Here is a 23787-nt window from a genome sequence, read left to right as displayed (position 1 = left end):
GTCAACACTTCGCGTTCCTCGGCAGGGGGCGGATGAAGCTGCGCAGCGGGGTAGTTACCCCGGCGCGGCGGTAGCCCGTCTCGCGGATCAGGCGGCCCCGCGCGTCGAACACACCCCGCACGTCCAGCAGCCGCCCGGCGAAACCGCTGAAGTCCACCCGCACCCCGGTCAGGCGCCCGGTGCGGTCGTAGCTCTGGCGCACCACCAGCGTGTTGTCGGGGTAGCGGTGCCCGTGGGTCAGGAAACGCACCCGCCCGGCGCGGTCCACGGTGAGCCGCACGTCCCCCACGGTGCAGGTCCGCAGGTCGCCCACCGTCACCGTGCGGGCGGCGGGCAGGTTCGGCACCGGGGGCAGGCGGGCAGGCTGCGCGGCGGCGAGGGGGGCGAGGCAGAGCAGGGAGAGGAACAGACGCTTCATGGGGTCAGGTACGCGTGGCTCCCGCGACGGGTTGCTCCTGCCGCTCCCGCAGCAGCCCCAGCACCTCCCGCGCCGAGTGCAGGATCGGCGTCCCCGGTCCGAAGATGCCCGCGACTCCCGCCGCCCGCAGTTCCGCGTAATCCTGCTGCGGAATCACGCCGCCCGCGACCACGAGGATGTCCCCGGCGCCCTGCTCACGCAGCGCCGAGATCAGTTGCGGAATCAGCGTCTTGTGCCCGGCCGCCTGGCTGCTCACGCCGATGACATGCACGTCGTTCTCGACGGCTTGCCGCGCCGCTTCCTCCGGCGTCTGGAATAGGGGGCCGACATCCACGTCAAAGCCCAGGTCGGCAAAGCCCGTGGCGATCACCTTTGCCCCCCGGTCGTGTCCGTCCTGGCCCATCTTGACGACCAGGATGCGCGGGCGGCGGCCCTCGGCTTCTGCGAAGGTCTCGATCTCGGCTTGCAGGGCCGTAAAGCCATCGTCACCCTCGTAGCCCTGCGCGTAGACGCCGGAGAGGGTGCGGACCTCCGCCTGGTGACGGCCCCAGACCCGCTCCAGCGCGTCCGACACCTCGCCCACGGTGGCGCGGGCACGCATCGCCTCCACGCTCAGGGCCAGCAGGTTGCCCTCACCCGTGCGGGCGGCGTCCTCCAATGCGGCGAGGGCGGCCCGCACCGCCTCCCCGTCGCGCTCCGCCCGCAGGCGCTCCAGCCGGGCGAGCTGCGACTGGCGGACCACGGCGTTGTCGATGTCGAGCACGTCCACATGCGTCTCGACGGTCGGGCGGTACTTGTTCACGCCCACGATCACGTCCTCGCCCCGGTCGATGCGGGCCTGCTTGCGGGCGGCCGACTCCTCGATGCGCAGCTTGGGCACGCCCGACTCGATGGCCTTCGCCATGCCGCCGAGTTCCTCGACCTCGCGCATCAGTTCGCGGGCCTTGTCGGCGAGGTCGTGGGTCAGGCGCTCCATCAGGTACGAGCCGCCCCAGGGGTCCACGACCTGCGGAATGCCCGTTTCCTCCTGAATGATGAGCTGCGTGTTCCGCGCGATGCGGGCCGAGAAGTCGGTGGGGAGGCCGATCGCCTCGTCGAAGGCGTTGGTGTGCAGGCTCTGGGTGCCGCCGAAGACCGCCGCCATCGCTTCCACTGCCGTGCGGACCACGTTGTTGTAGGGGTCCTGCTCGGTCAGCGACCAGCCACTGGTCTGGCAGTGGGTCCGCAGGGCGCGGCTCATGGGGTTTTTCGGCTCGAACTGCCCCATGATCTCCGACCACAGCAGCCGGGCGGCCCGCAGCTTGGCGACCTCGGTGTAGAAGTTCATGCCGATGGCGAAGAAAAAGGAGAGCCGGGGCGCGAACTCGTCCACGCTGAGGCCCTTGGCGAGTGCGGCCCGCACGTACTCCAGCCCGTCCGCCAGCGTGTAAGCGAGCTCCAGCGCGGCGTTGGCCCCGGCCTCCTGAAGGTGATAGCCGGAGATGGAGATGGAGTTGAACTTGGGCATCTCCCGCGCCGTGTACGCGATGATGTCGGCCACGACCCGCATGGACGGCGTGGGCGGGTAGATGTAGGTGTTGCGCACCATGAACTCTTTGAGGATGTCGTTCTGGATGGTGCCCGAGAGCCCGGCGCGGGGCACCCCCTGTTCCTCGCCCGCCACGATGAAGGCGGCCAGCACCGGCAGCACCGCCCCGTTCATCGTCATGGACACCGACATCTCGTTCAGCGGGATGCCGTCGAAGAGGATCTTCATGTCCTCGACGGAGTCAATCGCCACGCCCGCCTTGCCCACGTCGCCCACCACGCGGGGGTGATCGGAGTCGTACCCCCGGTGGGTGGCGAGGTCGAAGGCGACGCTGAGGCCCTTCTGCCCCGCGGCGAGGTTGCGGCGGTAGAAGGCGTTGGATTCCTCGGCGGTGGAGAAGCCCGCGTACTGCCGGATGGTCCAGGGCCGCGCCGTGTACATGGTGGCGCGGGGGCCACGGATGAACGGGGGGAGGCCCGGCAGCGTGTCGGTGGGCAGGCCCTCCACGTCGGCGGCGGTGTAGAGGGGCCTCAGGATCAGGCCCTCGGGCGTGGCGCGGTTGAGCGTCTCCGGCTCAGCGCCGCGCAGGTCCTTTTGCGCGAGGGCTTTCCAGGCAGAGAGGTCGGTCGGTGCGGTCATGGGCGAGCCTCCAGGGGCGAGAGGGAAGGGGACATCGTTGCCCGCATGATGCCACCGGGACGGGCCGGCGGGCAGACAGCCGCAGATGAGCGGACCCACCATGAGAACCGTTAGCATGGCCGGGTGACCTTTCCCGCCCGCCCCGTCAAGCTCGCCCCCAGCCTCCTGTCCTGCGACTTCACCCGCCTGGGAGAGGAGTTGCAGGCCATCGCGGACGCCGACTGGGCGCACGTGGACGTGATGGACGGGCGCTTCGTGCCCAACATCTCCTTTGGGCTGCCCATCCTCGCGGCGGCGCGGCGGGCCTCCGATCTCTTTATGGACGTGCACCTGATGATCGAGGAACCCGAGCGCTACCTGCCCGACTTTGCAGACGCCGGGGCCGACGGCATCACGGTGCATGTGGAGGCCACCCGGCATATCCACCGCGCCGTGCAGACCATCCGCGAACTGGGCAAGCGGGCCGGAGTGACCCTCAACCCCGGCACCCCGCTGGAGGCCGTGCGCCCCGTGCTGGCCGACGTGGACCTCGTGCTCGTCATGAGCGTGAATCCCGGCTTCGGCGGCCAGAAATTCATTCCGGCAAGCGTGGAGCGCGTCCGCACCCTGCGCGGCTGGTTGGACGAGTTGGGCAGCGCGGCTGAGCTTCAGGTGGACGGCGGCGTCACGCCCGCGAATGCCCGCCTGCTGGCCGAGGCGGGGGCGACCTGCCTTGTCGCGGGAAGCAGCGTCTTCGGGCCGGACGGGGCGGCGGCGGGCCTCGCCCGGTTGCGGGAGGCGCTCGCTTGAGGCTCCGGGTCGATCTGCTGCCCCACGGCGCGTATTCCGACGTGGTGCTCGTCGTGGACGTGTTGCGGGCCACCACGACCGCCGTGGCCTATTTGGAGCGCGGAGCGGAGGCACTGCTGCTCACCTCCACCCCGGAGGTGGCCCTGGCACAGCGCGGGGAAAGAACCGTGCTGGCGGGTGAGCGCGGCGGGCGACCCATCCCCGGCTTCGACCTCGGGAACAGCCCGGTGGAGGCCGCCACCCAGACCTTCGCCGCTCAATCGGTCGTGATGAACACCACCAACGGCACCGCCGCCGCCCACCTCGCCGCCGCGAGCGGCAAGCACGTCCTCCTCGCGGCGCTGACCAACGCCCACGCCGCCGCTCGCCGCGCCCGCGCCCGCGCGACCGAGGAAATCGCCATCGTCTGCGCGGGGACAGACGGCCGGGTGGGTCTGGAGGACGTGTACGCCGCCGGGGTGCTGGCCGAGTACCTCCTGGCGATGGGCGACTTCACCCCCGACGACGGCGCCCGCATCGCCCTGACCGTGCGCCGCAGCTCCGGCAACCCCGCCGAGGTGCTGTCAGGCAGCGGGCACGGCACCTATCTGGGCGGTATCGGGCTGGAGGAGGACGTGCGCTACGCCGCGCAGATCAGCGTCAGCACGGTGGTCCCGCTGCTCGACTCTGCGGGCGGGGCGGGGGACGTGCTGCGGTTCGTGGCGGGCTAGGGTTCAGCCTTTCTGAACCACGCAAAAGCGGTTCCCGTCCGGGTCGGCCAGGACCACGTAGTCCGCCCCCGGCTCATAGGTCCACTCCACCCGTTCGGCCCCCAGCCCCAGCAGGCGCTCGACCTCCGCCGCCGCGTCGGTCGCGTAGAGGTCGAGGTGGTGCCGCCTGGCCTGAGGTGAGGTGACCCGTTTCAGCGCCAGTTGCACCCCTGAACCTTCGCGGGGCACCAGCACCACCCAGTTGGCGTCTGGCTCGTCACGCGGACGGTAGTCCAGCGCCTGGGTCCAGAACTTTACGGCGCGTTCCACGTCCTGCACGCCCCAGACCACCGAGCCGATGCGCAGCATGGGGTGCAGTATGGCCTTTTCCCCCGCCCCGGCCCGCTACCCTGTCCCCCATGACCGTGACCGACCTCCACCTCCCTGCCGTGACGCCCACGGACACCATCGACTGGGCGGCGATTCCCAGCCCCGCCTTTGTCCTCGACGAGACGCGGCTGCGGCGCAACCTCTCGCTGATCTCCCACGTGCAGCGGGAGAGCGGCGCCCAGATTATCGTCGCCTTCAAGGGCTTTGCCATGTGGAGCACTTTTGGGATCCTGCGCGAGTACGGCATCACCGGGGCGACCGCCAGCAGCCTGAACGAGGCGATCCTGGCAAGCGAGGAGATGCAGGGCGAGGTCCACGTCTACGCCCCCGCCTACTCCGACGAGGACTTTCCCCGGATTCTGGAACTGGCCGACCACCTCGTCTTCAACTCCTTTTCCCAGTGGGAGCGCTTTCGCCCGCAGGTCGAGGCGGCGCGGGCGGCCGGGAAGCAACTCCACGTCGGCCTCCGCGTCAACCCCGAATACGCTGAGGTCGAGACGGACCTCTACAACCCCGCCGGACCGTTCTCGCGCCTGGGGGTGACCCGCCGCGAGTTCCGCGAGGACCTGCTCGAAGGCATCGACGGACTGCACTTTCACACCCTCTGCGAAAAGGACTCCGACACGCTGGAGCGCACCTTGGAGGTCGTCGAGCGCAACTTCGGGGAGTTCCTGCCCCGGATGAAGTGGGTCAACTTCGGCGGCGGGCACCTGATGACCCGCGAGGGCTACGACCTGGGGCGCCTGATTCGGGTGGTGCGCGCCTTCCGCGAGCGGTGGGGCGTGCACGTCATCCTCGAACCCGGCAGTGCCTTCGGGTGGCAGACGGGGTGGCTGGTCAGCAGCGTGCTCGACGTGGTCCACAACGTCAAGGACATCGCCCTGCTGGACATCTCGGTCAGCGCCCACATGCCCGACGTGCTAGAGATGCCCTACCGCCCGCGCATCCTGGGCGCCCGCGACCCCGGCGAGGGCGAGACCACCCACCGCGAGGCGAACGACTACGCCCCCGGCGACCATCCGTACCTGATCGGCGGCACGACCTGCCTCGCCGGGGACGTGGTGGGCGAGTACGTCTTCGACCGCCCTCTGTTGGTCGGGGACCGGGTGGTGTTCGATGACATGATCCACTACACGATGGTCAAGACGACCTTTTTCAACGGCGTCAAGCACCCCGATCTCGGCATCCTGCACGCGGACGGGCGCTACGAGCGGGTCAAGACCTTCGGTTACGAGGAATTCAAGGCCAAGCTGAGCTGAGAGTGGACGTGGAACGGGAGACTCGTACTCTCGGAAAGGAAAAAGACATGTTTAAACGTGTGCTGCCCCTGTTGCTGCTCCCTCTGGCCGGTTGTGCGCCCATTCAGACAAACGCCACGAACTCGGACTCCCGCGCGGCCACGGCCCTGGGTCTGAACGTCACTGCCAGCCGGAACTACCGCGCGAGCTGCGCCGAGTTGCTGGCCGCCTTGCCACGGGTGGCCCGTGCCGTTTCGCCGGTGCCCCTGGGGGAGGAGGGGGGCCTCTGGCCGGGCCTGCTGTTGTCCCGGCAGTCGCCCGGCCAGTTGGAGTTTGTCAGCAAGAACAACCTCAACAACGCTGAGGGGTTGGTCACCACTGCCGAATGCCGCACGGTAAGCGGTGGCAGTACCCTGGTTCTGACCACGCGGGCGACCCTCAGCCGCGCCCGCATCGACCGGATTCACCAGCAACTCTTTGCGGGCGTGGCCCCGCCCAGTCGGCCGTAACGCTCTCCTCATCCGGCGAGCGCCCCCACCACTTCCGGTTGGGGGCGCGTTCACCTGCTGGATTCCCTCTGAAACGGTCCTTCTGAATGGGGGGGGCTTCGGGACGTGCGCGGCTGGGAGCGGGGCTCACCGCCCCTGGCCGCGCGGCCTATTCGGACCCGGCCCGGCGAATCATCCGGGGACGCGGGAGACACACAGCCGGGGATGGGGCGGATGAGGCCAGTCACCCCCGGCGCGGGGTGGGATTACTTGCGGTACACCTTGACGACGCCGTTCACGGTGCGCAGGGTGCCGCCCTCGAAGTCGGCGGCCCAGGCCCCGTTCAGCAGGTACTGGTCACGGGTGGGGAAGCCCAGGAAGGACCCCGAGCCGCCCAGCCCCTGATAGGTCTTCAGGATGGCCCCTTGCAGCCAGAAGGTGCCGTATTTCTCGCTGGAGTAGAGCGCCCCGTTCTGGAAGTAGCCGTACAGCCCGGTCGTGCCGTAGGGGTTGCGCGGAATGACCTTCTCGTCGGCGGCGGCCCAGCCCAGGCGCGAGGGCGGGCGGGTGCCGCCGTTCTCGGCCTGCGCGAGTGCGAGGTAGCGTTCCAGGATGCGCCCGTGGACCGCGTAGGCGCGGCTGGACCCGTTCGCGTGCAGCAGCACGGCGTCGCCGTAGGCCGCCACGCCCCGGAACTTCTGCCACAGGCCGTCGCCCCAGGGCACGGCGTAGGTCGTGGCGTCGCCCAGCGATTCCTCGCCCTTGAGGCGGCCGTAGGCGTCCACCATCGCCGTGTCGAAAGAGCCGTCGCGCTTCTCGCCAGGCTGAATCCGCGTCACGGGCTGGGAGGGCGTGGGCTGGACGGGGGCCGGTTGCACGGGAACGGGCTGAACCGGAGCCGGAGCTGGCTGGGAGGGCGTCTCGGTCACCGTGCCCGTCGCGCCGCCCTGCGCCGTGTTGCCCACCCGGAAGGTCACCACGTCGGTCACCCAACTGTTGGCGGGGAGGGGCCGCACCACGATGCTCAGCGCCCGCGCGAGGTTGTCCTGCCCGCGCACCTGCACCTGCGCGAAGCTCTCGCCCTCCACAAAGCGGGCCACATCGTTCAGGTCCAGCGGCTGGGTGCTCGCCAGCGCCAGCAGGCGGTCCTGGCCGTTCGGCCCGCCCACCGTCAGGCTGTAGCTCGCGCCCCGGCCGGGAAAGGTCCGGTTCGTATTCGCCTTGACGAAATTGTTCTCCTCATAGGCGTTGGGGAAGAAGAGGTCAATCTGCCCGTTCGCGTTCACGTTGAACAGATAGACGTAGGCGTCGCGGTTGGTCTTCAGCCCGATCGTGATGCGCTCGCCCCGGCGGTAGACCGGGTTGCGGGTGCCGCTGGCGTCCTTGCCCACCCAGACCTGCACGTCGAGGCTGGGCTGCGAGGGGTTCACGATGATGCTCTGGGCGCTGAGGCGGGGTTCGGCAGCCCCCGCAGTCCCCAGCAGGGCGGAGAGGGTCAGGGTAGCAGTCAGGGAATGGCGCATGGATAAAACCTCCTGGGATGGGGTGGGACTCAGATGCGGCGCAGCGTAGGGGCCGAAGCTGACGAGCCACTGATAGGCCTCTCCCACACGCCTGTTTCTGAAGGTCCGGTCAAGCCCCCCGTCTTGCCTATGCCTCCCATGAGGCGGGACTGACGGCAGGATGACGTGCTACCCTTAGTTCGGTACTTGGCAAACTAGCGAATGACTTTCTCTCTGGAGGTTTCCATGCGACTCGCCCGACTGCTGCCCCTGACCGCTGCCCTGCTCTCCGCCCCGGCCCTCGCCGCCAGCCGTGAGGTCACGCTGGAGGTGCCGGGTGCCCGGCTGGCTGCCACCCTCCAGACCCCGGACGGCCCCCAGCACGCCCGCCCGCCCGTCGCGCTGATCCTGGCCGGGAGCGGTCCCACCGACCGCAATGGGGACAATCCACTCGTGGGACCGGGGGGCACCTACCGCAAGCTGGCCGCGAACCTCGCCGCGCGGGGCATCGCCACCCTGCGGCCCGACAAGCGCGGCATCGGCGCGAGCACCTTGGCGGACCCGCGTGAGGAGGCGCAGACTTTTGAGGACTTCGTGAACGACGCGCGGGCATGGCTGACGTGGCTGAGTGGGCAGCCTGACCTCGGCCCGGTCGCGGTGATCGGGCACAGCGAGGGTGGAACGGTCGCGCTGGCCGCCGTGCAGGGGCAGACCCCGGCGCGGGCGGTGGTCCTGCTCGCCGCTCCCGGCGAGGACATCGGCACCACCATCCGCCGCCAGATCGGGCAGAATCCGGCCAACCCGCCCGCGCTGGTGGAGGAATCCAACTGGATTCTGGATGCCCTGGGCCGGGGCGAGCGCGTGGCCGAGGTCTCGCCCGTGCTCGCGCCCCTGTTCCGCCCCAGCGTGCAGCCGTACCTCATCAGCAGCCTGCGTTACGACCCGCAGCGCCTGATCGCCTCCCAGAACCTCCCCACCCTGATCGTGCAGGGCGACCGCGACCTTCAGGTGCGCCCGGAGGACGCCCGCCTGCTGGCCGCCGCGCAGCCCGCCGCCCGGACCCACCTTGCCCGTGGAGTCAATCACGTCCTCGTGCCCGCGCCGCTGGCCCCCGCCGCCAACTTTGCCCGGTATGGCGACGCCGAGTTGCCGCTGGAGCGCGGCGTGGTGTCGGCCGTGGTGGAGTTCCTGCGCGGGGCGCTGCGGTAACGGGGAGGGGAGGGCAGCGTGCCCCTGAACCGCATCGACGAGATTTTCCGCGCCCTGGCCGACCCCACCCGCCGCGCCATCCTGCGCGAACTGCGCGGCGGAGAGCGGACGGCGGGAGAGCTGGCCCGGCTCTTTCCGGTCACCAAGAGCACCCTCAGTGGACACTTCGCGGTGCTCAAGGCCGCCGATCTGGTGTGGACCGAGAGGCGCGGCACGCAGGTCATCTACCGGCTGAACACGACGGTGTTTCAGGAGGTGGTGGCGGACCTGCTGGACCTCTTTGGCCCGGCAGGAGAGGAGGGTGAGCGTGGAAAGACGACGGGTTGATCCCCTGCTGGCGTCAGGAACGGTGGTCGCGCTGGGGTTGCTGGCCCTGGCCTGGACGCGGCTGCCGGAGGGCGAGCGGCTGATCCTCTTGCCGCTGAGCGTCTCGTCGCTGGCGCTGGGTGGGCTGGTGGCGCTTCTCGGAGGGCTGGAACGCGAGCACCGCCCGGTCGCGGACGCCACCGCGCAGGCGCTGGTGCTGCAAGCGGCCGTCGCCGCCGCCGCACTGGCCTTCGGGTGGGACCTGCTGCGGGCGCTGACGGTGGCCATCGGGTTGAGCTTCGTGGTCATCGGAAACGCGACCGCCCGTGCCCGGCCGGGGCTGTGGTTCGGCTTCCGCACCCGCTGGGCGCTGCTCTCCGAACGGGCGTGGTACAGCACCCAGCGGGAGGCGGCGCGGGCATTTGTCACCCTGGGACTGGTCTACGCGGCGTTCGCGGCCCTGACGCCCCCTGACCTGCTGCTGCCGTGGGTGCTTCCGGTCGGATTGATGGTGCTGCTCCTGCCCGTCATGGTGAGCCTGCACCGCCTGTCCTACCGCGAATACCTCGCGGACCCCGAGCGGCGTCCGGCGGTGGCGGGGGCGCGGCGGCACCTCCCGGCGTATTCGGCCCCCGAGCGGGTGCTGCTGGGGGTGGCGGTGGGGGTGCCGCTGCTCTCGCTCGTTGCGCTCCTTGTCCTGCTGCCTTCCCTCCCTGAGCAGGTTCCACTGCACTTCAACGCGGCGGGCGAGGCCGACCGCTACGGCCCGAGGACCGAGCTGCTGACCCTCCCGCTGATGGGGTTGGGCCTGACGGTGCTGCTGTGGGGGTCGTCCCGCTTCGGCAGCGCGACCCCAGCCCAAAGGCACGTCACGCTGGTGATGGCAGCGCTGGGAGGAGCCTTTGTCGCCCCACTCCCTCTGGGGGTGACCGGGAATATGCACGTCACGCTCGGCGTGGCCCACGCCCTGATGCTCGTGGTACTGGCCCTCGCCTTCGCCCTTCCCGGCCCGGATGGAAAGCGGCGGGGCCGAGCAGCGTGGGCGTGTGCTGCACTCGCACTGGCCCTGGTGCCGTTGCTCCTGCTGCTTCCGCCGCGTGGAGCCGAGGCGGTCGGCAGCCTCCTCCTCGTCTTCGGCGGGATGCTCTTTCTGGCACCGATGTTCGTCTTCGGGGTGCCGATGAATGCGGGTTGGCCGAAGCGAACGCCGGAAGCCTAGCGGGGCTGGCGCCACGAGAAGCCCTCTCCCACCGGAGGGGGTTTTCCCTCGCTGGGCGAGAGGGAAGGCGTTACAGCAGCCCCGTTCCCCACAGCACCAGCGGCCCCAGCGCCAGCGCGGGCAGCAGGCTCCCGACGCGCACCCGGCGGTCCTCCCAGCCCAGGCCCGAGAGCATCAGGTTCCACGAGATGCCCACGATGATCAGCCCGCCCATCCCAGTGATCAGCAGGACATAGGGGTTGGTCTTCAGCACCTCCGGGTCCGCGCCGCCCAGCAGCCCGGCGGCGAAGGCCCCCGCCGCGAGACTGATTCCGCCTTGCAGCGCGAAGACCGTCAGGGCGCTGAAACCCACGCCGATCCCGTACGCCCCCGCCAGCGCCAGCGCCGCGATGCCGTCCAGCGTGCTCTTGAGGACGTAAGTGGCGTTGTCGCCCGTCAGCCCGTTTTGCAGCCCGCCCACGACCGTCATCGGCCCGATGCAGAACAGCAGGCTGGCGGCCACGAACCCCTCCGTGAAGCGGCCCCCGCCCCGGAAGCGGCGCTTCAGGGTTTCACCCAGCCGGGTCAGCCCCTCCTCGATGCCCAGCGCCTCCCCGATCACGGCTCCTCCCGCGAGGCTGATCAGCGCGAGGATCACCCCCGGAATCGGCCCGCCCGACACCCGGTTCAGCTCGCCCGCCATACCCAGCGCGATAAAGAGGGTCACCAGCGACAGCGTTTGCAGCAGGGTGCGCTGGGTGCGTTCGGGCAGGCGGCCGCCCAGCAGCAGGCCCACCAGGGTCCCGGCGAGGACGGCGCCGACGTTGATCAGGGTGCCGGACAGTTGGGTCAGCAGGCTCATCGGCGTGCAGCGTAGCGCGGTGAGGGTGAGGCCTGAGGTCGCCTTCACAATTGACGCCACATTGACAGGGGGCGTGGTACGCTCCGGGCACCTTGAACAGCCTGCGCGTCTCGCCTGTGCCCGTGCTCAGCCTCCCCGGTGGAGGAGCGCCCGGCGCCGCGCTTGCCGCGCACACACCCAAACGTCTTGGGGCTGCCTGCGGGCGGCCCCACGTGTTTTAGGGAGGTTTGCCTTGACGCTTGCCGAACAGTTCCAGACGATGCCCAAGCTCCTGAAGGTCCGCGAAGTCGCCGACTATACCGGCACCCACGAACGCACCGTTCGCCGCTGGATTCGCGACGGCCGTCTCGCCGCCGTCGAACACCCCGAAGGCCTGCGCGTGCCCCGGCGCTCGCTGTGGCGCTTCCTGGGACTGGATATGGCGCTGAGCGCCTGAGCCGTTCGCCCCACCTCCCAGCGGGCCGTATCCTGGCCCGGTATGGATGCCGCTCGCCTCGCCGAAGCATTGGACCAGGGCGAGGTCGAAGCCCGGCGCGTTCTCGATTCCTCCCCTGAGCTATCCCGCGAGGAAGCTGCGGCTTTAGCGCTCCATCACGGACGCCCCCGGCTGGCGCTGGCCTGGGGCCGTGAACCGTTGACCCGCGCGGCGGCCCACCTGCGCCTGGGCGAGGTGGGGGAAGCCCGGCGTGAACTCGCCCCCCTTCAAGGCACCGCCCGTCCCGCCCTGCTGTGTGCCCGCGCGGCGGCTTTGGCTGGGGAGGTGGAGGCGGAAGCCCTCGCCGTGCACGCCCGACTCCTGGCCCGGCAGGAGGGGGACGCCGGGGCACTCGTCGCCGCCGCGACGCTGCTGGGAGAGCTATATCTTCCCGCCGACTCCCGCCTCGGCCTGCGGACCCTCGCCGAAGGCTTGAAGGTGGCCGAGTTGACCGGGCAGGAAGCCGACGCGCACCTCCTCGCGGTCCTGGCCCACGCGCAGCGGACTCTAGGGACCGGATCGAAAGCGGAGCGCACCGCTGAGAAAGCCCTCACCCGCGCTGCCCCCCGCAGTCCCGCCCGCGTCCTCGCTCTCCTTGCGCTGGGTCGGTCAGAGGAAGCCGGGGCCGAGGCGCGGGCGGGAGAACTGGCCCCCGGCTGGTGGCAGCGGCTTACGCGCTAGGCAATTCTTCGCCACACCGTTTGCAGAAGCGGGCATCGGGGTCGTGTCCCTCCAGGCCGCAGCGCGGGCACACGCGGGGGGCCGGGCGGCGGTCCTGCGCTCCCTGATTCTGTGCCCCCTGGGCGCGGGCGAGGCTGACCGTCACGATGCCGGTGGGCACCGCCAAAATCCCGTAGCCCAGAATCATGGCGAGCGAGGCCAGCCCCTTGCCCAGCGGCGTCTTGGGCGCGATGTCGCCGTAGCCCACGGTGGTCAGGGTGACGATGGCCCAGTAGATGCTGGTGGGAATGCTGGTAAAGCCGTTCGCTGGTCCCTCGATCAGGTACATCAGCGCCCCGATGATGGTGACCAGCGTGAGGACCGTCACCAGAAACACCGTGATCTTGGCGGCGCTCGCCCGGATCGCCTCGGTGAGCACGCTGGCCTCCGAGAGAAAGCGGGCCAGCTTGAGAATCCGGAAGATGCGCAGCAGCCGCAGCACCCGCACGATCAAGAGCGTCTCGGCGCCGGGCACGAACAGCGCGAGGTACCCCGGCAGGATGGACAGCAGGTCCACCAGCCCGAAAAACGAGCGGGCGTAGTTCCAGGGGTGCCGCGCCGTGACCAGCCGCAGCCCGTATTCCAGCGAGAACAGCAGCGTCAGCACCCATTCGACCTGCTTGAGGCCAGGGCCGTAAGCTGCCCGAAAGGGCCGCACGCTGTCGAGCATGACCACCCCGATGCTGGCGAGAATCAGCACGATCAGCACCAGATCGAAGGCCCGCCCCGCCGGGGTGTCGTTGTTGAAGACGACGTTGCCGAGCGTGACCCGCCATCCGGCGCGGCGGTCGCCGGGCGGCCGGGTCATTCCGCCACCACATCCAGCCGCGCCAGCCCCCGGATGACGAAGCCGCCGACATACTCAGGTTCGGCGCTGGGGTTCGCCAGCCGCAGCCCCGGATAGGCCCGCGCCAGCGCCCGCAGGCTCAGGGCCAGTTCCAGCCGCGCCAGCGGCGCTCCCAGGCAGTAGTGCAGTCCCAGCCCGAAGGTCAGGTGCGGGTTGGGGTCGCGGGTCAGGTCCAGTTCGTCCGGCCGCTCGAAGCGCCGCCCGTCGCGGTTCCCGCTCGCGTACAGCAGCCCCACCTTCTCGCCGGGGCGCAGGGCCGCGCCGCAGACCTCCAGGTCCTCCAGTGCGTACCGCTCGAAGAGGGGGAGTGGCGTGTCGAAGCGCAGCAACTCCTCGACCGCCGTCCGGAAGAGAGGCAGACTGTCCTCCCGCCCGGCGGCAGCCACCAGCGTCTCCCAGTGTTCCCGGTGGCGCATCAGCGCGAGCACGCCCGCCGACAGCCCATTCACGCTGGCCTCGTGCCCGGCGTTGAGCAGCAGGATGCAGGTGTCGATGAGTTCCTGCTCGGTCAGGCGGTCACCCTCCTGTTCGGCCTGCACCAGTGCGGTGATCAGGTCGTCCTGCGGCTCCTCCCGCCGCGCCCGCGCGAGGTCCCGCAGCAGCGCCCCGAAGTCGCGCACCGCCCGCTCGGCCTCCTCCTGATCGGCCCGCGTGTAGGTCGGCTCGTACAGCCGCACGATGGCCGCCGACCAGGGCCGGAGCTGATGCCGCTCGGACTCCGGCACCCCCAGCAACTCCGCGATCACCGTGACGGGCAGCGGCTCGGCATAGCCCGACACGAGGTCGAACCCGCCCGCCCCGCCCAGGGCCGCCAGTTGCCGGGCGAGCAGCGCCTCAATGCGCGGCCCCAGCGCCTCCACCCGCCTCGGGGTGAAGGCCAGCCCCACCAGCGAGCGCAGCCGGGTGTGCTTGGGCGGCTCGGAGTCCAGCAGGTGGTTGGTGTTGAAGGCGTCGAAGCCCGCCTGCGCGGGGTCGGGGGGCGGCCAGCCCAGCTCGTCGCGCGAGTAGCGGTGCAGCACCGAGCGCCCGAAGCGGCGGTCGCGCAGGGTGGCCGCGATCTCCGCGTGTCGGGTTAGAAAGACCCGGTTCAACGCCGGGTCATAGAAGGCCGGGGTCGCCGCCCGCACCTCCGCCAGCCAGGGGTACGGGTCGCGGATGAAGTCGGGGTCGGTCAGTGGCAGCGTGACGGCGGGCAGGGCGTCGGCGGGAGGCTGGGGCATACGCTCAGGCTACGCCCCAGCCCCGACCACACGCGCCCGCCGTCACGCGAAGTTCTGCTCGACCAGGGGCGGGCGCTGGCCCTCGCCGTGCCGGGGGTCCTCCGCGTCCAGAGTGGCGGTTTCGTGAATGACGGTCACGGGCGCCGTCCCCGGGAGGGTGTCGTCGGCGGCGGGCAGGTGCCGGGCGCTGAGTTCGGAAAAGGACTGCATCAGGGCGCGGTACTGGCTCACGAACTGCGCGTACTCGGTGCGCACGGCACTCAGGCGGGCGCTGAGGTCGGCGTGGCGTTCGCTGTAGGCGCGGTCCAGATAGGTGGTGCGCTCGGCGTGGGCGCGGTCCCGCTCCAGGGTGAGGTCGTGGTGCTGGCGCTCCAGCTCGGCCATCCGGTCGCGGTAGCGGACCTCCAGCTCGGCCACCCGCACCTCGTGCGCGGCTTCCAGCTCGGCGGCGCGGGTGTCGGCGGCCTGCCGCAGGGCGTCACACTCGGTCTGCGCCTGCGAGAGCATCAGCTCGCACTGCCGCGCGGCGTTCTCGCGCAGGTCGTGCCCGATGCGCTCGGCGGCGACGACCGCCCGGCGAATCTCGTCTTCGGACTGGCGGCGCTCCTCCAGCTCGCGCTCCAGGCTGCCCAGGCGCTCGCGCAGGGCCTGCCGCTCGTGCAGCAGCGCCTCCACCCGGCCCGCGACCCGCTCCAGAAAGGCCCGCACCGCGCCCCGGTCGTACCCGAAGGCCCGGCGCCCGAAGGTCTGGTGGGTGATGTCGAGGGGACTCAGGGTCTCGGGGGTGTGCGGCAGCAGGGCGTCGCTGAGGCGGGGGGCTTGGGTGGGGTCAGAATCGGTCAGGGGGGGAATCGTCATAGAAAAAGGCTCCTTCCGACGCGCACCAGGGTCGCGCCCGCGTGAATCGCCAGCTCGTAGTCGCCGCTCATGCCCATGCTGAGTTCCGGGAGGCCGAGGTCGTGCGCCCGCCGCGCCGTGTCAGCGAAGACGCGCCGGGCGGCTTCGGGGTCACCGTCCGGCGCCATCACCATCAGGCCGCGCACCGTGAGGCCGGTGGCGAGGACCTCCCCGTAGACCCGGCGCAGGTCCTCCGGAGCGACGCCGTGCTTCTGCGCTTCGCCGTTGTGAACCTGCAGCAGCACGGCGGGCGCCCGGCCCCATTTGGCCCCGGCCTCGGCGAGGGCCTCGGCCTGCCGCACCTCCTCCAGCGCGTGAATCAGGGTGACCGGGCGCATGTACTTGACCTTGTTGAGTTGCAGCGGCCCGATAAAGTGCCACTCCAGGTCGGGCCGCGCCGCCGCCTTGTCGCGCAGCTCCTGCGCCCGGCCCTCGCCCAGCGGCAGGCCGCCGGGTTGCAGGCCCGCGTGCGGCAGGATGACGCGCTCGATGGCCTCCAGCGGCTGGCCCTTGGTGACCGCCACCAGGCGCACGCCGCCCGGCCCGCGTCCGGCCTCGGCTTCGGCCGCGCGAATGGCGGCCAGCACCGCCGGAACGGTCATGGCCTGTCCCCGGAGGGCCTTAAGCGGCGCCTCATGGTCGGCCCCTGGGTGGGTGGGTCACGCCGGGCATTCTGGCCGCTTCGGCCGCCCAGCTCAAGTCCCCGCGCCGGAGGCTGGACGTGGAGACGCCGTCAAGTGCCCTTCATCCTTCTCAGCCCCGCAGCGGAAAGGGTAGGGCAGCCGCCAGCTTCCCCGGCCAGAACGCCCAGCAGCAAAGGCCTGCGCGGCGGTGCCGGGGCACGCTGTGCCAGACTAGGAGACCCATGCGACATTCTCACACGCTCGCCCTGACCCTCGTGCTCGCCGCGCCCGCCGCCGCGCAGCAGGCCGCCACCGTGCAGGACGTGGTCGTCAACGGCACCACCGAACTGCTCGCCAACTACGTCAAGGCCACCCTGGGCGTCCAGCCCGGCGCGGCCCTCTCCAGCGTGAACCTGCGCCAGGTCGAGCAGGAGGTCCTGGGCACCGGGTACTTCCGCACCGCCGTCGCCGAGCTGCGGACCGTGAATGGCCGCGACACCCTGGTCGTCAACGTGACGCCCAACGCCACCATCGGCAAGATCGAGGCGACCGGGCTGACCTTCCTGCCCGCCGAGGGCTTCAAGCAGAGCATCGCCGAGCTGCTCAATGTGGCGCCGGGCGCGACCCTGAACAACGCCCGCATCGAGCAGGCAAGAGAGGCGCTCGCGCAGAACTACCGCGCGGAAGGCTTCCCCTTCACCCCCAGCATCAGTGCCCAGACGAAGGTGAACACCGACGGCACGGTGGACGTGACCTTCGTGGTGGACGAGACGACCGCCATCAGCCGCGTCGAGGTCGAGGGCGTGACCCTCCTGCCCGCGCAGCGCGTTACCGAGATTTTCAAGCCCCTCTATGACGCCAAGCGCTTTACCCCGCAGGCCTTCTACGGGGCGGTGGAAGCCCTGCAACGCGCTTACGACGAGGCCGGATACGTCCAGAGCGGCGTGAATGTCCTGGGGACCACCCTGGAGAACGGGGTGCTGCGGGTGCGGGTCATCGAGGGCCGCGCCTCGGCCGTCAACTTCGACGGCGTTCAGCCCCCGGCGGGGACCACCCTCCAGACGCAGGTGGGCCAGCCCCTCTCGCTTGCGCGGCTTCAGGCCGACGTCCGCACCCTGTCGAACGCGACCGGGCGCCCGGTGGGCTTCGCGCTCCAGGCGGACCCCCAGAATCCCGCGCAGGTCGCCGTGTACTTCGGCGCGGCCGACGTGGCGAGCGGGCCGGTGCGCTCCATCGCCTTTACCGGCAACACCCAGGTGCCCACCGCGACCCTGGCCGCCGCGATCAAGACCAAGGTCGGCGACGTGTACTCGCCCCAGCTCGCCCAGCAGGACTTCCTCGCGCTGCGCGACGCCTACCGCCGCGCCGGGTATGAGATCAGCACCCGCGACGCGGTGACCTTCAACGAGGGCGTGCTGACCTTCAACATCCGGGAAGTGCGCCTCGCCGGGTACGAACTCCAGTGGCAGGGCCAGAAGCGCACCCAGGACCGGGTGATCCTGCGCGAGCTGCCCGCGACCGGGGGCCTTTTCAACCTCAACGAGCTGCGGGCGGGCCTCGCGCGGGTCAGCCGCCTGGGCTACGTGCAGATCGTGGGCACCGATGTCCGCAGCGATCCGCAGAACCCCGAGAACATCACCTACGTCCTGACCGTCGCCGAGAGCGGCCAGGGCATCCCGGTGGCGCTGGGCCTGCAGTACGACACCCTGACGGGCTTCGCGGGCGACGTGTCCTACGAGAACCCCAACCTCTTCGGGCTGGGCCAGAGCCTGACGGTGCGGGCCGGGGCGCAGCAGAACGACGCGAAGCAGAACCTCTTCGGCAGCGTGTCGTACACGATTCCCTGGCTGGACCTCGACTTCCTCGACTTCCGCGAAAACCGCACCAGCCTCAGCACCGAGGTCTACAGCAACGTGTCGGGCAACCTGCCCCTGACCGACCGCAGCGGCGACACCACCGTGGACACCGGGCGCGAGTACACCACCCGCAACACCGGCTTCGGCGTCTCGCTGGGGCGCAGCGTCACCCAGAACCTGCGGGTGTCGCTGGGCGCCGGATACAGCTACCGCACCTACTTCCTGGAGCCGCGCAAGGAGGACGACGAGACCAACGTCGAGACGCCCTACACCGACGAGCAGGCGGGGGCCGCGCTGCCCGAGACCAGCCGCACCACCTCGGTCACGGCGAGCACTGTCTACGACTCGCGCGACAACGCCGAGTTCCCGTCGAGCGGCGTGCGGGCCGACGCGCGGGCGACCTACGCCTTCGGGGCCGAGGGCGAGCGCCCGGTGGGCTGGACCACCGTGGAGGCCGGAGCCAGCACCTACCTGGGCCTGGGCCGCACCCTCGACAAGGGCCTGGGCATCCAGACCCGCCAGCAGGCCGTCGCGGTGCGCGTGAACGCCGGGACCCTCCAGGGCAACGCGCCCAGCGGCGAGGGCTTCACGGTGGGCGGCGGCAGCACCCCGGTCGCCGCGCGGCAGATTCGCGGCCTGGACAACAACGAGCTGTTCGGCACCAACTACCTGACCGCCAGCGCCGAGTACCGCTACGACTTCAACCTCACCAACTCCTTTACCCAGGGTGTGTACGGGGTGCTGTTCGCCGACGCGGGCGACGCCTGGAACGACGGCGAGGGCTTCGAGGCCAAGTACGGCATCGGGGCGGGCGTGCAGCTCAACCTGGGCTTCGGCGGAGCGCGGCTGCCCTCGCTGCGCTTCGACTACGGCTACAGCCCCCAGAACGGCAACGGCAAATTCTACTTCCGCCTGGGCAACTTCTTCTAAGCGGCCCGGACAGCGGGGCGGGGGCAGGTCTTCTTCGGAGGGCCTGCCCCTTCTCCCTGTTACCCTCCCCGGCGGCCTGACCGCTCCCGACCCGCTACGATGCCGCGGTGACCCGCTTCCCTGATCCCCTCCCCGAGGCCCGCGCATGGAAGGGCTGATGCTCGCGCGGGTGCTGGGGGACCTCGCCCCGCACCTGCCCGCCCGCACGCTGGGCTGGGTCTTTCCCGACGAGACGACGGCCGCGCTCCTGCTCGACGGGGTGGGAAATCTGGTCCTGAGCTACCGCCCGCCGCAGCCGGTGGTGTTCCTGTCGCGCGAGCGGCTGCGCGGCGAACCGCACAACGGCTTTCAGCGTTACCTCGCGGCGCGGGTGCGCGGTGACCTCGTGGGGGCCGAGCAGCTCAAGCTCGACCGGGTGTTCACGCTGCACTTTTCTGGCGAGGACGGCTTCGTGCCCCAGCCCCCCACCCGGCTGCTGTTCGAGGTGACCGGGCGCAACGCCAACGTGCTGGTGCTGGAGCCGGGCGAGGGGTTTTCCGGCCGCATCCTGATCGCCGCCCGCGAGATCACCGGAAGCCGCAACCGCTTCCGCACGGTGCGCTCGGGGGGCGAGTACACGCCGCCGCCCCCCTACGACAAGCTCGACCCCCGCACCCTGACCCCGGAGGAAGCCCGCTCGCTGGCCGATCTGCCCGTCGGGCGCTGGCGTGAGCGGCTCGACGGGCTGGGGCCGCTGCTGGGGGCCGAACTCGGGCGCCGCGTGGGGCTGGCTCCCGGCGAGGCGCCCGGCGACCGCTGGCCGCAGGTGTTGACGGCGGTGCGGTCCCTCGTCGCCGACCCCAGCGTTTCCGAGGGCGTGATGCAGGAAGGCGCCCGCGAGGCCGCCCGCGCCGAGAAGGCCGCCGCCCTGCGCAAGGCCCTGCGCGAGCCGCTGGACAAGCGGGTGACCCTGCTGGACAACCAGCTCGCGGACGTGTCCCGCGCCGAGGCCGGGCTGGACGCCGCCGCGCAGGACCGCGCCGAGGCCGACCTGCTGATGGCCTACGCCCACACGGTCGAGTCGGGGGCTGCCTCCGCGCTGCTGCCCGCCTTCGACGGCAGCGGGGAAGTTCCGGTGGCCCTCGACCCCAGCCTGAGCGCCGTGCAGAACGCCGAGAAGCGGTATGCCCGCGCCCGCCGCCGCGAGGAGGTCTACGAGCGGCTGGCCGAGCGCGAGCCGACCCTGCGAACCGAGCTGGAAGAAGCCCGCGCCCGCCTCGCGCAGCTCGACACGGCCAGCCTGGAGGACCTCGAAGCCCTCTCAGCCACCCTGCAGCAGGAGCGTCCCGAGAAGAGTCCCTATGGCATGCGCTTCACCACGCCGGGCGGCTTCGAGGTGCTTGTGGGGCGCAACAACAAGGAGAACGCCACCCTGACCCACCGGCTGGGCCGCAGCCTGGACCACTGGTTTCACGCGCAGGGCTATCCCGGCAGCCACGTCCTGGTGCGCTCGGGGGGGCGTGACCTAGACCTGCCCGACATCCTGTACGCCGCGGGGCTAGCGGCGGCGCACTCCAAGGCGCGGGGCAGTTCCAATGTGCCGGTGGACTACACCCGCATCAAGCACGTGTGGCGGCCCAGGGGCGCTCCCGCCGGGCAGGTCCACTACACCGACCAGAAGACGGTGTTCGTGGACGGCACGCTGCCGGAGTAAGCGTTGCCGGGGAAGGGGGGGCGGGCCGAAGATCAAGATCCCCCTCACGCCTCCGGCCGTTCCCACCCCGTACAATGCCCGGCTGTGGAACGCATCATGTTCAGGGCCAAGATTCACCGCGCGACCGTCACCCAGGCGGACCTCGACTATGTCGGGAGCGTGACCATCGATCAGGACCTGCTCGATGCGGCCGACATCCTGGTCCATGAGCGGGTGGATATCTACAACGTCACCAACGGCAACCGCCTGAGCACCTACGCCCTGAGCGGCCCGCGCGGCAGCGGCGTGATCGGCATCAACGGGGCCGCCGCGCACCTGATGCGGCCCGGCGACCTCGTGATTATCGCGGCCTACGGCAACTTCACCGAGGAAGAAGCCCGCACCCTCGAACCCCGCGTGGTCATCGTGGACGCGCACAACCGCCCGGTCGAGCTGCAACCCGCCTGACCGCGCGTCGGCAGAAGGGCCAGTCGGACGAGAAGGCCCTGACTGGCCCTTCCTAGCTCGGGCCAGCCTCCCCCCAGGAGCGGGTTGGTACCGAGTCTGGACCAGTCAGGACGGCAACTGTTCAACCCGAGCGAAGCGAGCAGGAACACGACGGTGGCCGGGAGAAGAGTTCTGCCCTCGGCGCTCTTCCTGTAAGAGATGGGGAATGGACAGCAACCGTATGGGAGAGTTGCCCTCCATCCCTCTGCCGATGCCCCTCAGCATTCCCGGCCACTCTGCTCCGAAGCATTCGCCTTGCCAGGCCACTTGAACGGAACAGGGGGAGCCTGCTGGCTTGCAGGCAAACTGACGTGAAAAAGAGAGCCGGATGAGAACCCTTGAATCCTCTGACGGTGCTCTAACAAATCTAATCGGAGTCCAAATAAATCTTTAGCCAACCTTTACACTGCATCTGTGAAGGGGCGGGAGTGGCTAACCACAGGGCTGTTGACTCTGGGAAGCGGGGGGCTGGTCTGGGCTGCAGCTGTGGGGCAGACCGGGCTGCTCGCCGGGCTGACGGCCGTGCTGGCGGTGCTGGCGTGGCCCCTAGGTGGGGCACGACGCTGGGGGCCGGTGGTGGGCTACGTGGTTGCCTTCCTGATCTCGGCGGCCCGGGGTGGGGTGGGCGTCTCCGAACTGCTGGGTGCCCTGCTGCTGGTGGCCGGGCTGGGCGCCCTGGGGCTGCGTGAGGGCGGCCTGAGGGCTGAGGTCGCGGGGCTGCGGCGGATCACGGCGGCCTTTCAGGAGGGCAGCGGGCGGCTGGTGGAAGCGGACCGGGCCGAGGACATCATCCGGGCGGGGGCCGCCATGGTGGCCGACCTGGGCCTCGCGCCCCATCTCGCTTACGTGGGCTATGTGCGCGGCACGCCGCAGGTGCTGGGCGCACGTGGGGTGTTCACGGAACAGCTTCACCGGCCGATCTACCCGTCGGGCGACAGCCACAGCGTGCAGGCCGACCACGCCCTCGCGGAGGAAGTGCTGGCCCTGGTGCCCCGGGAGACGCGGCGGGAGCATCTGGCGGTGCCCGTGACGGGCGGAGGGCACGATCTGGGGTTGCTGATCCTGGGCCGCCCCGACGCTCCCTTCACGGCGGCCGAGCGGGGCATGCTGGAGTCCTGCGCGTGCCTGATCGGGGCGCAACTCGGGCAGTGGGAGGCGATCTGCGAACTGCGTGCCGCCAACGACCTCACCCTGCGCTCGCTGGGCGCGGCCCTGGAGCGCCGCGACGACGAGACGGGCGGCCACACCACCCGCGTGGTGGGGGCCAGCGTGCGCCTCGCCCGCTTGCTGGGCTGGGACGAGGACCGGGTCGCGGCCCTGCGGCGCGGGGCGTACCTGCACGACCTGGGCAAGCTGGCGATTCCCGACCGGGTGCTGCACAAGCGCGGTCCCCTCGACCCCGACGAGCGGCGCATCATCGAGTCGCACAGCGTGATCGGGTACAACCTGCTGCAAGACCTGCACTTCCTGCCCGCCGAGACCCTCGACCTCGTGCGGCACCACCACGAGCGCTGGGACGGCAGCGGCTACCCGGCACGGCTGCGCGGCCACGACATCTCGGAAGCGGCCCGTCTCTTCGCCGTGGTGGACGTGTACGACGCCCTGACGAGTGCGCGGCCCTACAAGGCGGCGTGGCCCCGTGCCCAGGCCCTCCAGGAACTCCGCGCCCAGGCCGGGCGGCAGCTCGATCCGCAGTACGTGGCCGCCTTCGTGGGCATGATCGAGGCTGACCACCACGACGACGTGCGGCTGGTGTCCTGACTCCAGGCCCTCAATCCCGGAGCGCGGCGAGGTCCTCCCGCGTGGGCGCGTAGGCGCCGGGCCGCGCACAGGCCGCTGCCGCCGCCCGCAGTCCCAGCCGCAGGTGCTCGGTCCACAGGGCCTCCGGGCGCTCGGTCGCGCTCACGAGCAGGCCCGCGCACAGGGCATCCCCCGCCCCCACCGTGTCCGCGACCGTGACGGGGACGGCGGGCAGGTCCACCCGTCCGGCGGCGTGGTAGAGGGTGGCTCCGGCCCCGCCGCGCGTGACCACCAGCGGGGCGCGGGGATTCAGGCCCCGCAGGTGCCGCAGCGCGTCGGCCTCGCTCTGCCCCGGAAAGAAGAAGGTGAGGTCCTCGTCGCTGAACTTCAGCAGGTCCGACTGCCGCACCACCCGCTCGAAGGTCGCCGGATAGTCGGGGTGGCGGTGCGCGGTGCGGGCGTTGGGGTCGAAGCTGACCCGCACCCCCGCCGCCTTCGCCCCCGCGACGAGGTCCAGCAGGGTCCGCGAGAGGGGAGGCCGCGCGAGGCTGATGCCGCCCACATGCAGCCAGCGGGCCGCGCCCAGCCAGCCCTCCGGCAGCCGACCGGGGTCGAAGTGCAGGTCGGCGCTGTTCTCGCCCAGAAAGCGGTAGGCGGGCGGGTCGAGCTGGTAGACCACCGCCATCAGGGTGGGCTGTGGAGCGCGTTGCAGGAAGCGGGCGTCCAGTCCCGCCTGCGCCCCCGCCCGCGCGAGGTCGTCCCCGAAGTTATCCTCGCCCACGGCTCCAGCGAACGCCGAGGGCACCCCCAGCCGAGCACACGCGCGGGCCACATTCCAGCCTGCCCCGCCGGGATGTGCCCGCCACAGCCCTTCCCCGGTGGTCACGAGGTCGGTCAGGGCTTCTCCGGCGCTCACGATGAGGGGGAGGGGAACAGGTGCGGTCATGGGCCACAGGGTAAGCGAAGGCCGGGGCATGACTGGGCTGTTCACCCTCTGTCGAAGGTGTGTCCGGCTGCGGCAGGCGGGGGTCGCCGGGCGGCACA

Annotated in this window: 23 protein-coding genes; 13 read left to right on the top strand and 10 right to left on the bottom strand. The window is 70.7% G+C overall.

The features are described from left to right. Window position 1: 1 nt before the first annotated feature. Both C3K08_RS07800 and scpA read right to left on the bottom strand, forming a co-directional pair. Entirely contained in the window at window positions 2–418 is a 417-nt protein-coding gene (locus tag C3K08_RS07800) for a hypothetical protein (RefSeq protein ID WP_104990786.1), read from the bottom strand. 4 nt (window positions 419–422) lie between these two features. After that, a complete protein-coding gene (gene scpA, locus C3K08_RS07795; protein WP_104990785.1) occupies window positions 423–2585 on the bottom strand; it encodes a methylmalonyl-CoA mutase in 2163 nt (720 codons plus the stop codon). A 123-nt stretch (window positions 2586–2708) separates the two neighbouring features. Here scpA and rpe point away from each other — a divergent pair, with 123 nt between their 5' ends. Then, window positions 2709–3374 carry a ribulose-phosphate 3-epimerase gene (rpe, locus tag C3K08_RS07790; protein WP_104990784.1) on the top strand — a complete coding sequence of 222 codons (666 nt, stop codon included), beginning with the start codon at window positions 2709–2711 and terminating at the stop codon, window positions 3372–3374. Then, entirely contained in the window at window positions 3371–4084 is a 714-nt protein-coding gene (locus C3K08_RS07785; RefSeq protein WP_104990783.1) for a 2-phosphosulfolactate phosphatase, read from the top strand. Before rpe ends, C3K08_RS07785 begins: the two co-directional genes overlap by 4 nt. 3 nt (window positions 4085–4087) lie before the next feature. Here the strand turns inward: C3K08_RS07785 and C3K08_RS07780 are convergent, their stop codons facing one another. After that, a complete protein-coding gene (locus tag C3K08_RS07780; protein WP_104990782.1) occupies window positions 4088–4432 on the bottom strand; it encodes a VOC family protein in 345 nt (114 codons plus the stop codon). Window positions 4433–4482: 50 nt separating this feature from the next. On the opposite strand from C3K08_RS07780, the gene nspC reads away from it, so the two are divergent. After that, window positions 4483–5712: a carboxynorspermidine decarboxylase gene (gene nspC, locus C3K08_RS07775; protein WP_104990781.1), complete on the top strand. Its 1230-nt coding sequence runs from the start codon at window positions 4483–4485 to the stop codon at window positions 5710–5712. A gap of 47 nt (window positions 5713–5759) precedes the next feature. Then, window positions 5760–6200 carry a hypothetical protein gene (locus C3K08_RS07770; RefSeq protein WP_104990780.1) on the top strand — a complete coding sequence of 147 codons (441 nt, stop codon included), beginning with the start codon at window positions 5760–5762 and terminating at the stop codon, window positions 6198–6200. A 245-nt stretch (window positions 6201–6445) separates the two neighbouring features. Here C3K08_RS07770 and C3K08_RS07765 read toward each other — a convergent pair whose 3' ends face one another. Further along, on the bottom strand, window positions 6446–7702 hold the full coding sequence (locus tag C3K08_RS07765; protein WP_104990779.1) for a DUF4384 domain-containing protein: 1257 nt from the start codon (window positions 7700–7702) through the stop codon (window positions 6446–6448). A 225-nt stretch (window positions 7703–7927) separates the two neighbouring features. Here C3K08_RS07765 and C3K08_RS07760 point away from each other — a divergent pair, with 225 nt between their 5' ends. From C3K08_RS07760 to C3K08_RS17895, 3 genes are read left to right on the top strand one after another with little or no spacing between them, the layout of a single operon-like run. After that, complete coding sequence (locus C3K08_RS07760; protein WP_104991986.1) at window positions 7928–8890, top strand: alpha/beta hydrolase; 963 nt, start codon at window positions 7928–7930, stop codon at window positions 8888–8890. 18 nt (window positions 8891–8908) lie between these two features. Beyond that, on the top strand, window positions 8909–9217 hold the full coding sequence (locus C3K08_RS07755; protein ID WP_234009009.1) for an autorepressor SdpR family transcription factor: 309 nt from the start codon (window positions 8909–8911) through the stop codon (window positions 9215–9217). Next, a complete protein-coding gene (locus C3K08_RS17895; RefSeq protein WP_158679880.1) occupies window positions 9198–10415 on the top strand; it encodes a DUF1648 domain-containing protein in 1218 nt (405 codons plus the stop codon). The genes C3K08_RS07755 and C3K08_RS17895 overlap by 20 nt, the downstream gene beginning before the upstream one ends. A gap of 70 nt (window positions 10416–10485) precedes the next feature. Here the strand turns inward: C3K08_RS17895 and C3K08_RS07745 are convergent, their stop codons facing one another. Beyond that, the gene (locus tag C3K08_RS07745) at window positions 10486–11256 is read right to left on the bottom strand and encodes a DUF554 domain-containing protein (protein ID WP_104990778.1); all 771 of its coding nucleotides are present in this window, start codon (window positions 11254–11256) and stop codon (window positions 10486–10488) included. A 232-nt stretch (window positions 11257–11488) separates the two neighbouring features. Here C3K08_RS07745 and C3K08_RS07740 point away from each other — a divergent pair, with 232 nt between their 5' ends. Both C3K08_RS07740 and C3K08_RS07735 read left to right on the top strand, forming a co-directional pair. Then, complete coding sequence (locus tag C3K08_RS07740) at window positions 11489–11692, top strand: helix-turn-helix domain-containing protein (protein WP_199776895.1); 204 nt, start codon at window positions 11489–11491, stop codon at window positions 11690–11692. A gap of 42 nt (window positions 11693–11734) precedes the next feature. Next, window positions 11735–12412 (top strand): hypothetical protein, encoded by a 678-nt coding sequence (locus tag C3K08_RS07735; RefSeq protein ID WP_104990776.1) that lies wholly within the window; start codon window positions 11735–11737, stop codon window positions 12410–12412. Here C3K08_RS07735 and C3K08_RS07730 read toward each other — a convergent pair. Genes C3K08_RS07730 through C3K08_RS07715 form a run of 4 tightly spaced genes read right to left on the bottom strand, consistent with a single transcriptional unit; the run spans window position 12402 to window position 16017 of the window. Then, window positions 12402–13259 carry an ion transporter gene (locus C3K08_RS07730; protein ID WP_104990775.1) on the bottom strand — a complete coding sequence of 286 codons (858 nt, stop codon included), beginning with the start codon at window positions 13257–13259 and terminating at the stop codon, window positions 12402–12404. The genes C3K08_RS07735 and C3K08_RS07730 overlap by 11 nt on opposite strands. Next, the gene (locus C3K08_RS07725; protein WP_104990774.1) at window positions 13256–14518 is read right to left on the bottom strand and encodes a cytochrome P450; all 1263 of its coding nucleotides are present in this window, start codon (window positions 14516–14518) and stop codon (window positions 13256–13258) included. The genes C3K08_RS07730 and C3K08_RS07725 overlap by 4 nt, the downstream gene beginning before the upstream one ends. Window positions 14519–14560: 42 nt before the next feature. After that, window positions 14561–15376 (bottom strand): DivIVA domain-containing protein, encoded by an 816-nt coding sequence (locus C3K08_RS07720; RefSeq protein WP_104990773.1) that lies wholly within the window; start codon window positions 15374–15376, stop codon window positions 14561–14563. Then, window positions 15373–16017, bottom strand: coding sequence for a YggS family pyridoxal phosphate enzyme (locus tag C3K08_RS07715; RefSeq protein WP_104990772.1), 645 nt, complete (start codon window positions 16015–16017; stop codon window positions 15373–15375). The genes C3K08_RS07720 and C3K08_RS07715 overlap by 4 nt, the downstream gene beginning before the upstream one ends. Window positions 16018–16280: 263 nt before the next feature. On the opposite strand from C3K08_RS07715, the gene C3K08_RS07710 reads away from it, so the two are divergent. The 4 genes from C3K08_RS07710 (at window position 16281) to C3K08_RS07695 (ending at window position 22764) form a co-directional block, all read left to right on the top strand. After that, complete coding sequence (locus C3K08_RS07710) at window positions 16281–18824, top strand: outer membrane protein assembly factor (protein ID WP_104990771.1); 2544 nt, start codon at window positions 16281–16283, stop codon at window positions 18822–18824. A 145-nt stretch (window positions 18825–18969) separates the two neighbouring features. Then, window positions 18970–20517 carry an NFACT family protein gene (locus tag C3K08_RS07705; protein WP_104990770.1) on the top strand — a complete coding sequence of 516 codons (1548 nt, stop codon included), beginning with the start codon at window positions 18970–18972 and terminating at the stop codon, window positions 20515–20517. An 84-nt stretch (window positions 20518–20601) separates the two neighbouring features. Further along, entirely contained in the window at window positions 20602–20964 is a 363-nt protein-coding gene (panD, locus tag C3K08_RS07700; protein ID WP_104990769.1) for an aspartate 1-decarboxylase, read from the top strand. 525 nt (window positions 20965–21489) lie between these two features. Beyond that, window positions 21490–22764 carry an HD-GYP domain-containing protein gene (locus C3K08_RS07695; RefSeq protein WP_234009008.1) on the top strand — a complete coding sequence of 425 codons (1275 nt, stop codon included), beginning with the start codon at window positions 21490–21492 and terminating at the stop codon, window positions 22762–22764. A 10-nt stretch (window positions 22765–22774) separates the two neighbouring features. Here C3K08_RS07695 and C3K08_RS07690 read toward each other — a convergent pair whose 3' ends face one another. Next, window positions 22775–23689 (bottom strand): carbohydrate kinase, encoded by a 915-nt coding sequence (locus tag C3K08_RS07690; protein WP_104990768.1) that lies wholly within the window; start codon window positions 23687–23689, stop codon window positions 22775–22777. Window positions 23690–23787 lie beyond the last annotated feature (98 nt).

It is taken from the genome of Deinococcus sp. NW-56 (assembly GCF_002953415.1).
GTDB lineage: Bacteria > Deinococcota > Deinococci > Deinococcales > Deinococcaceae > Deinococcus.
Note: the sequence above shows the minus strand (reverse complement) of the source record. Positions and strands in the feature narration are given on the sequence as shown.

Coding starts and splice junctions, on each gene's coding strand:
- C3K08_RS07765 (WP_104990779.1), bottom strand. CDS start 7,702: ATGCGCCATTCCCTGACTGCTACCCTGACCCTCTCCGCCCTGCTGGGG.
- nspC (WP_104990781.1), top strand. CDS start 4,483: ATGACCGTGACCGACCTCCACCTCCCTGCCGTGACGCCCACGGACACC.
- C3K08_RS07745 (WP_104990778.1), bottom strand. CDS start 11,256: ATGAGCCTGCTGACCCAACTGTCCGGCACCCTGATCAACGTCGGCGCC.
- C3K08_RS07725 (WP_104990774.1), bottom strand. CDS start 14,518: ATGCCCCAGCCTCCCGCCGACGCCCTGCCCGCCGTCACGCTGCCACTG.
- scpA (WP_104990785.1), bottom strand. CDS start 2,585: ATGACCGCACCGACCGACCTCTCTGCCTGGAAAGCCCTCGCGCAAAAG.
- C3K08_RS07760 (WP_104991986.1), top strand. CDS start 7,928: ATGCGACTCGCCCGACTGCTGCCCCTGACCGCTGCCCTGCTCTCCGCC.
- C3K08_RS07730 (WP_104990775.1), bottom strand. CDS start 13,259: ATGACCCGGCCGCCCGGCGACCGCCGCGCCGGATGGCGGGTCACGCTC.
- C3K08_RS07800 (WP_104990786.1), bottom strand. CDS start 418: ATGAAGCGTCTGTTCCTCTCCCTGCTCTGCCTCGCCCCCCTCGCCGCC.
- C3K08_RS07780 (WP_104990782.1), bottom strand. CDS start 4,432: ATGCTGCGCATCGGCTCGGTGGTCTGGGGCGTGCAGGACGTGGAACGC.
- C3K08_RS07770 (WP_104990780.1), top strand. CDS start 5,760: ATGTTTAAACGTGTGCTGCCCCTGTTGCTGCTCCCTCTGGCCGGTTGT.
- C3K08_RS07690 (WP_104990768.1), bottom strand. CDS start 23,689: ATGACCGCACCTGTTCCCCTCCCCCTCATCGTGAGCGCCGGAGAAGCC.
- C3K08_RS07735 (WP_104990776.1), top strand. CDS start 11,735: ATGGATGCCGCTCGCCTCGCCGAAGCATTGGACCAGGGCGAGGTCGAA.
- C3K08_RS07710 (WP_104990771.1), top strand. CDS start 16,281: ATGCGACATTCTCACACGCTCGCCCTGACCCTCGTGCTCGCCGCGCCC.
- C3K08_RS07715 (WP_104990772.1), bottom strand. CDS start 16,017: ATGACCGTTCCGGCGGTGCTGGCCGCCATTCGCGCGGCCGAAGCCGAG.
- C3K08_RS07720 (WP_104990773.1), bottom strand. CDS start 15,376: ATGACGATTCCCCCCCTGACCGATTCTGACCCCACCCAAGCCCCCCGC.
- C3K08_RS07705 (WP_104990770.1), top strand. CDS start 18,970: ATGGAAGGGCTGATGCTCGCGCGGGTGCTGGGGGACCTCGCCCCGCAC.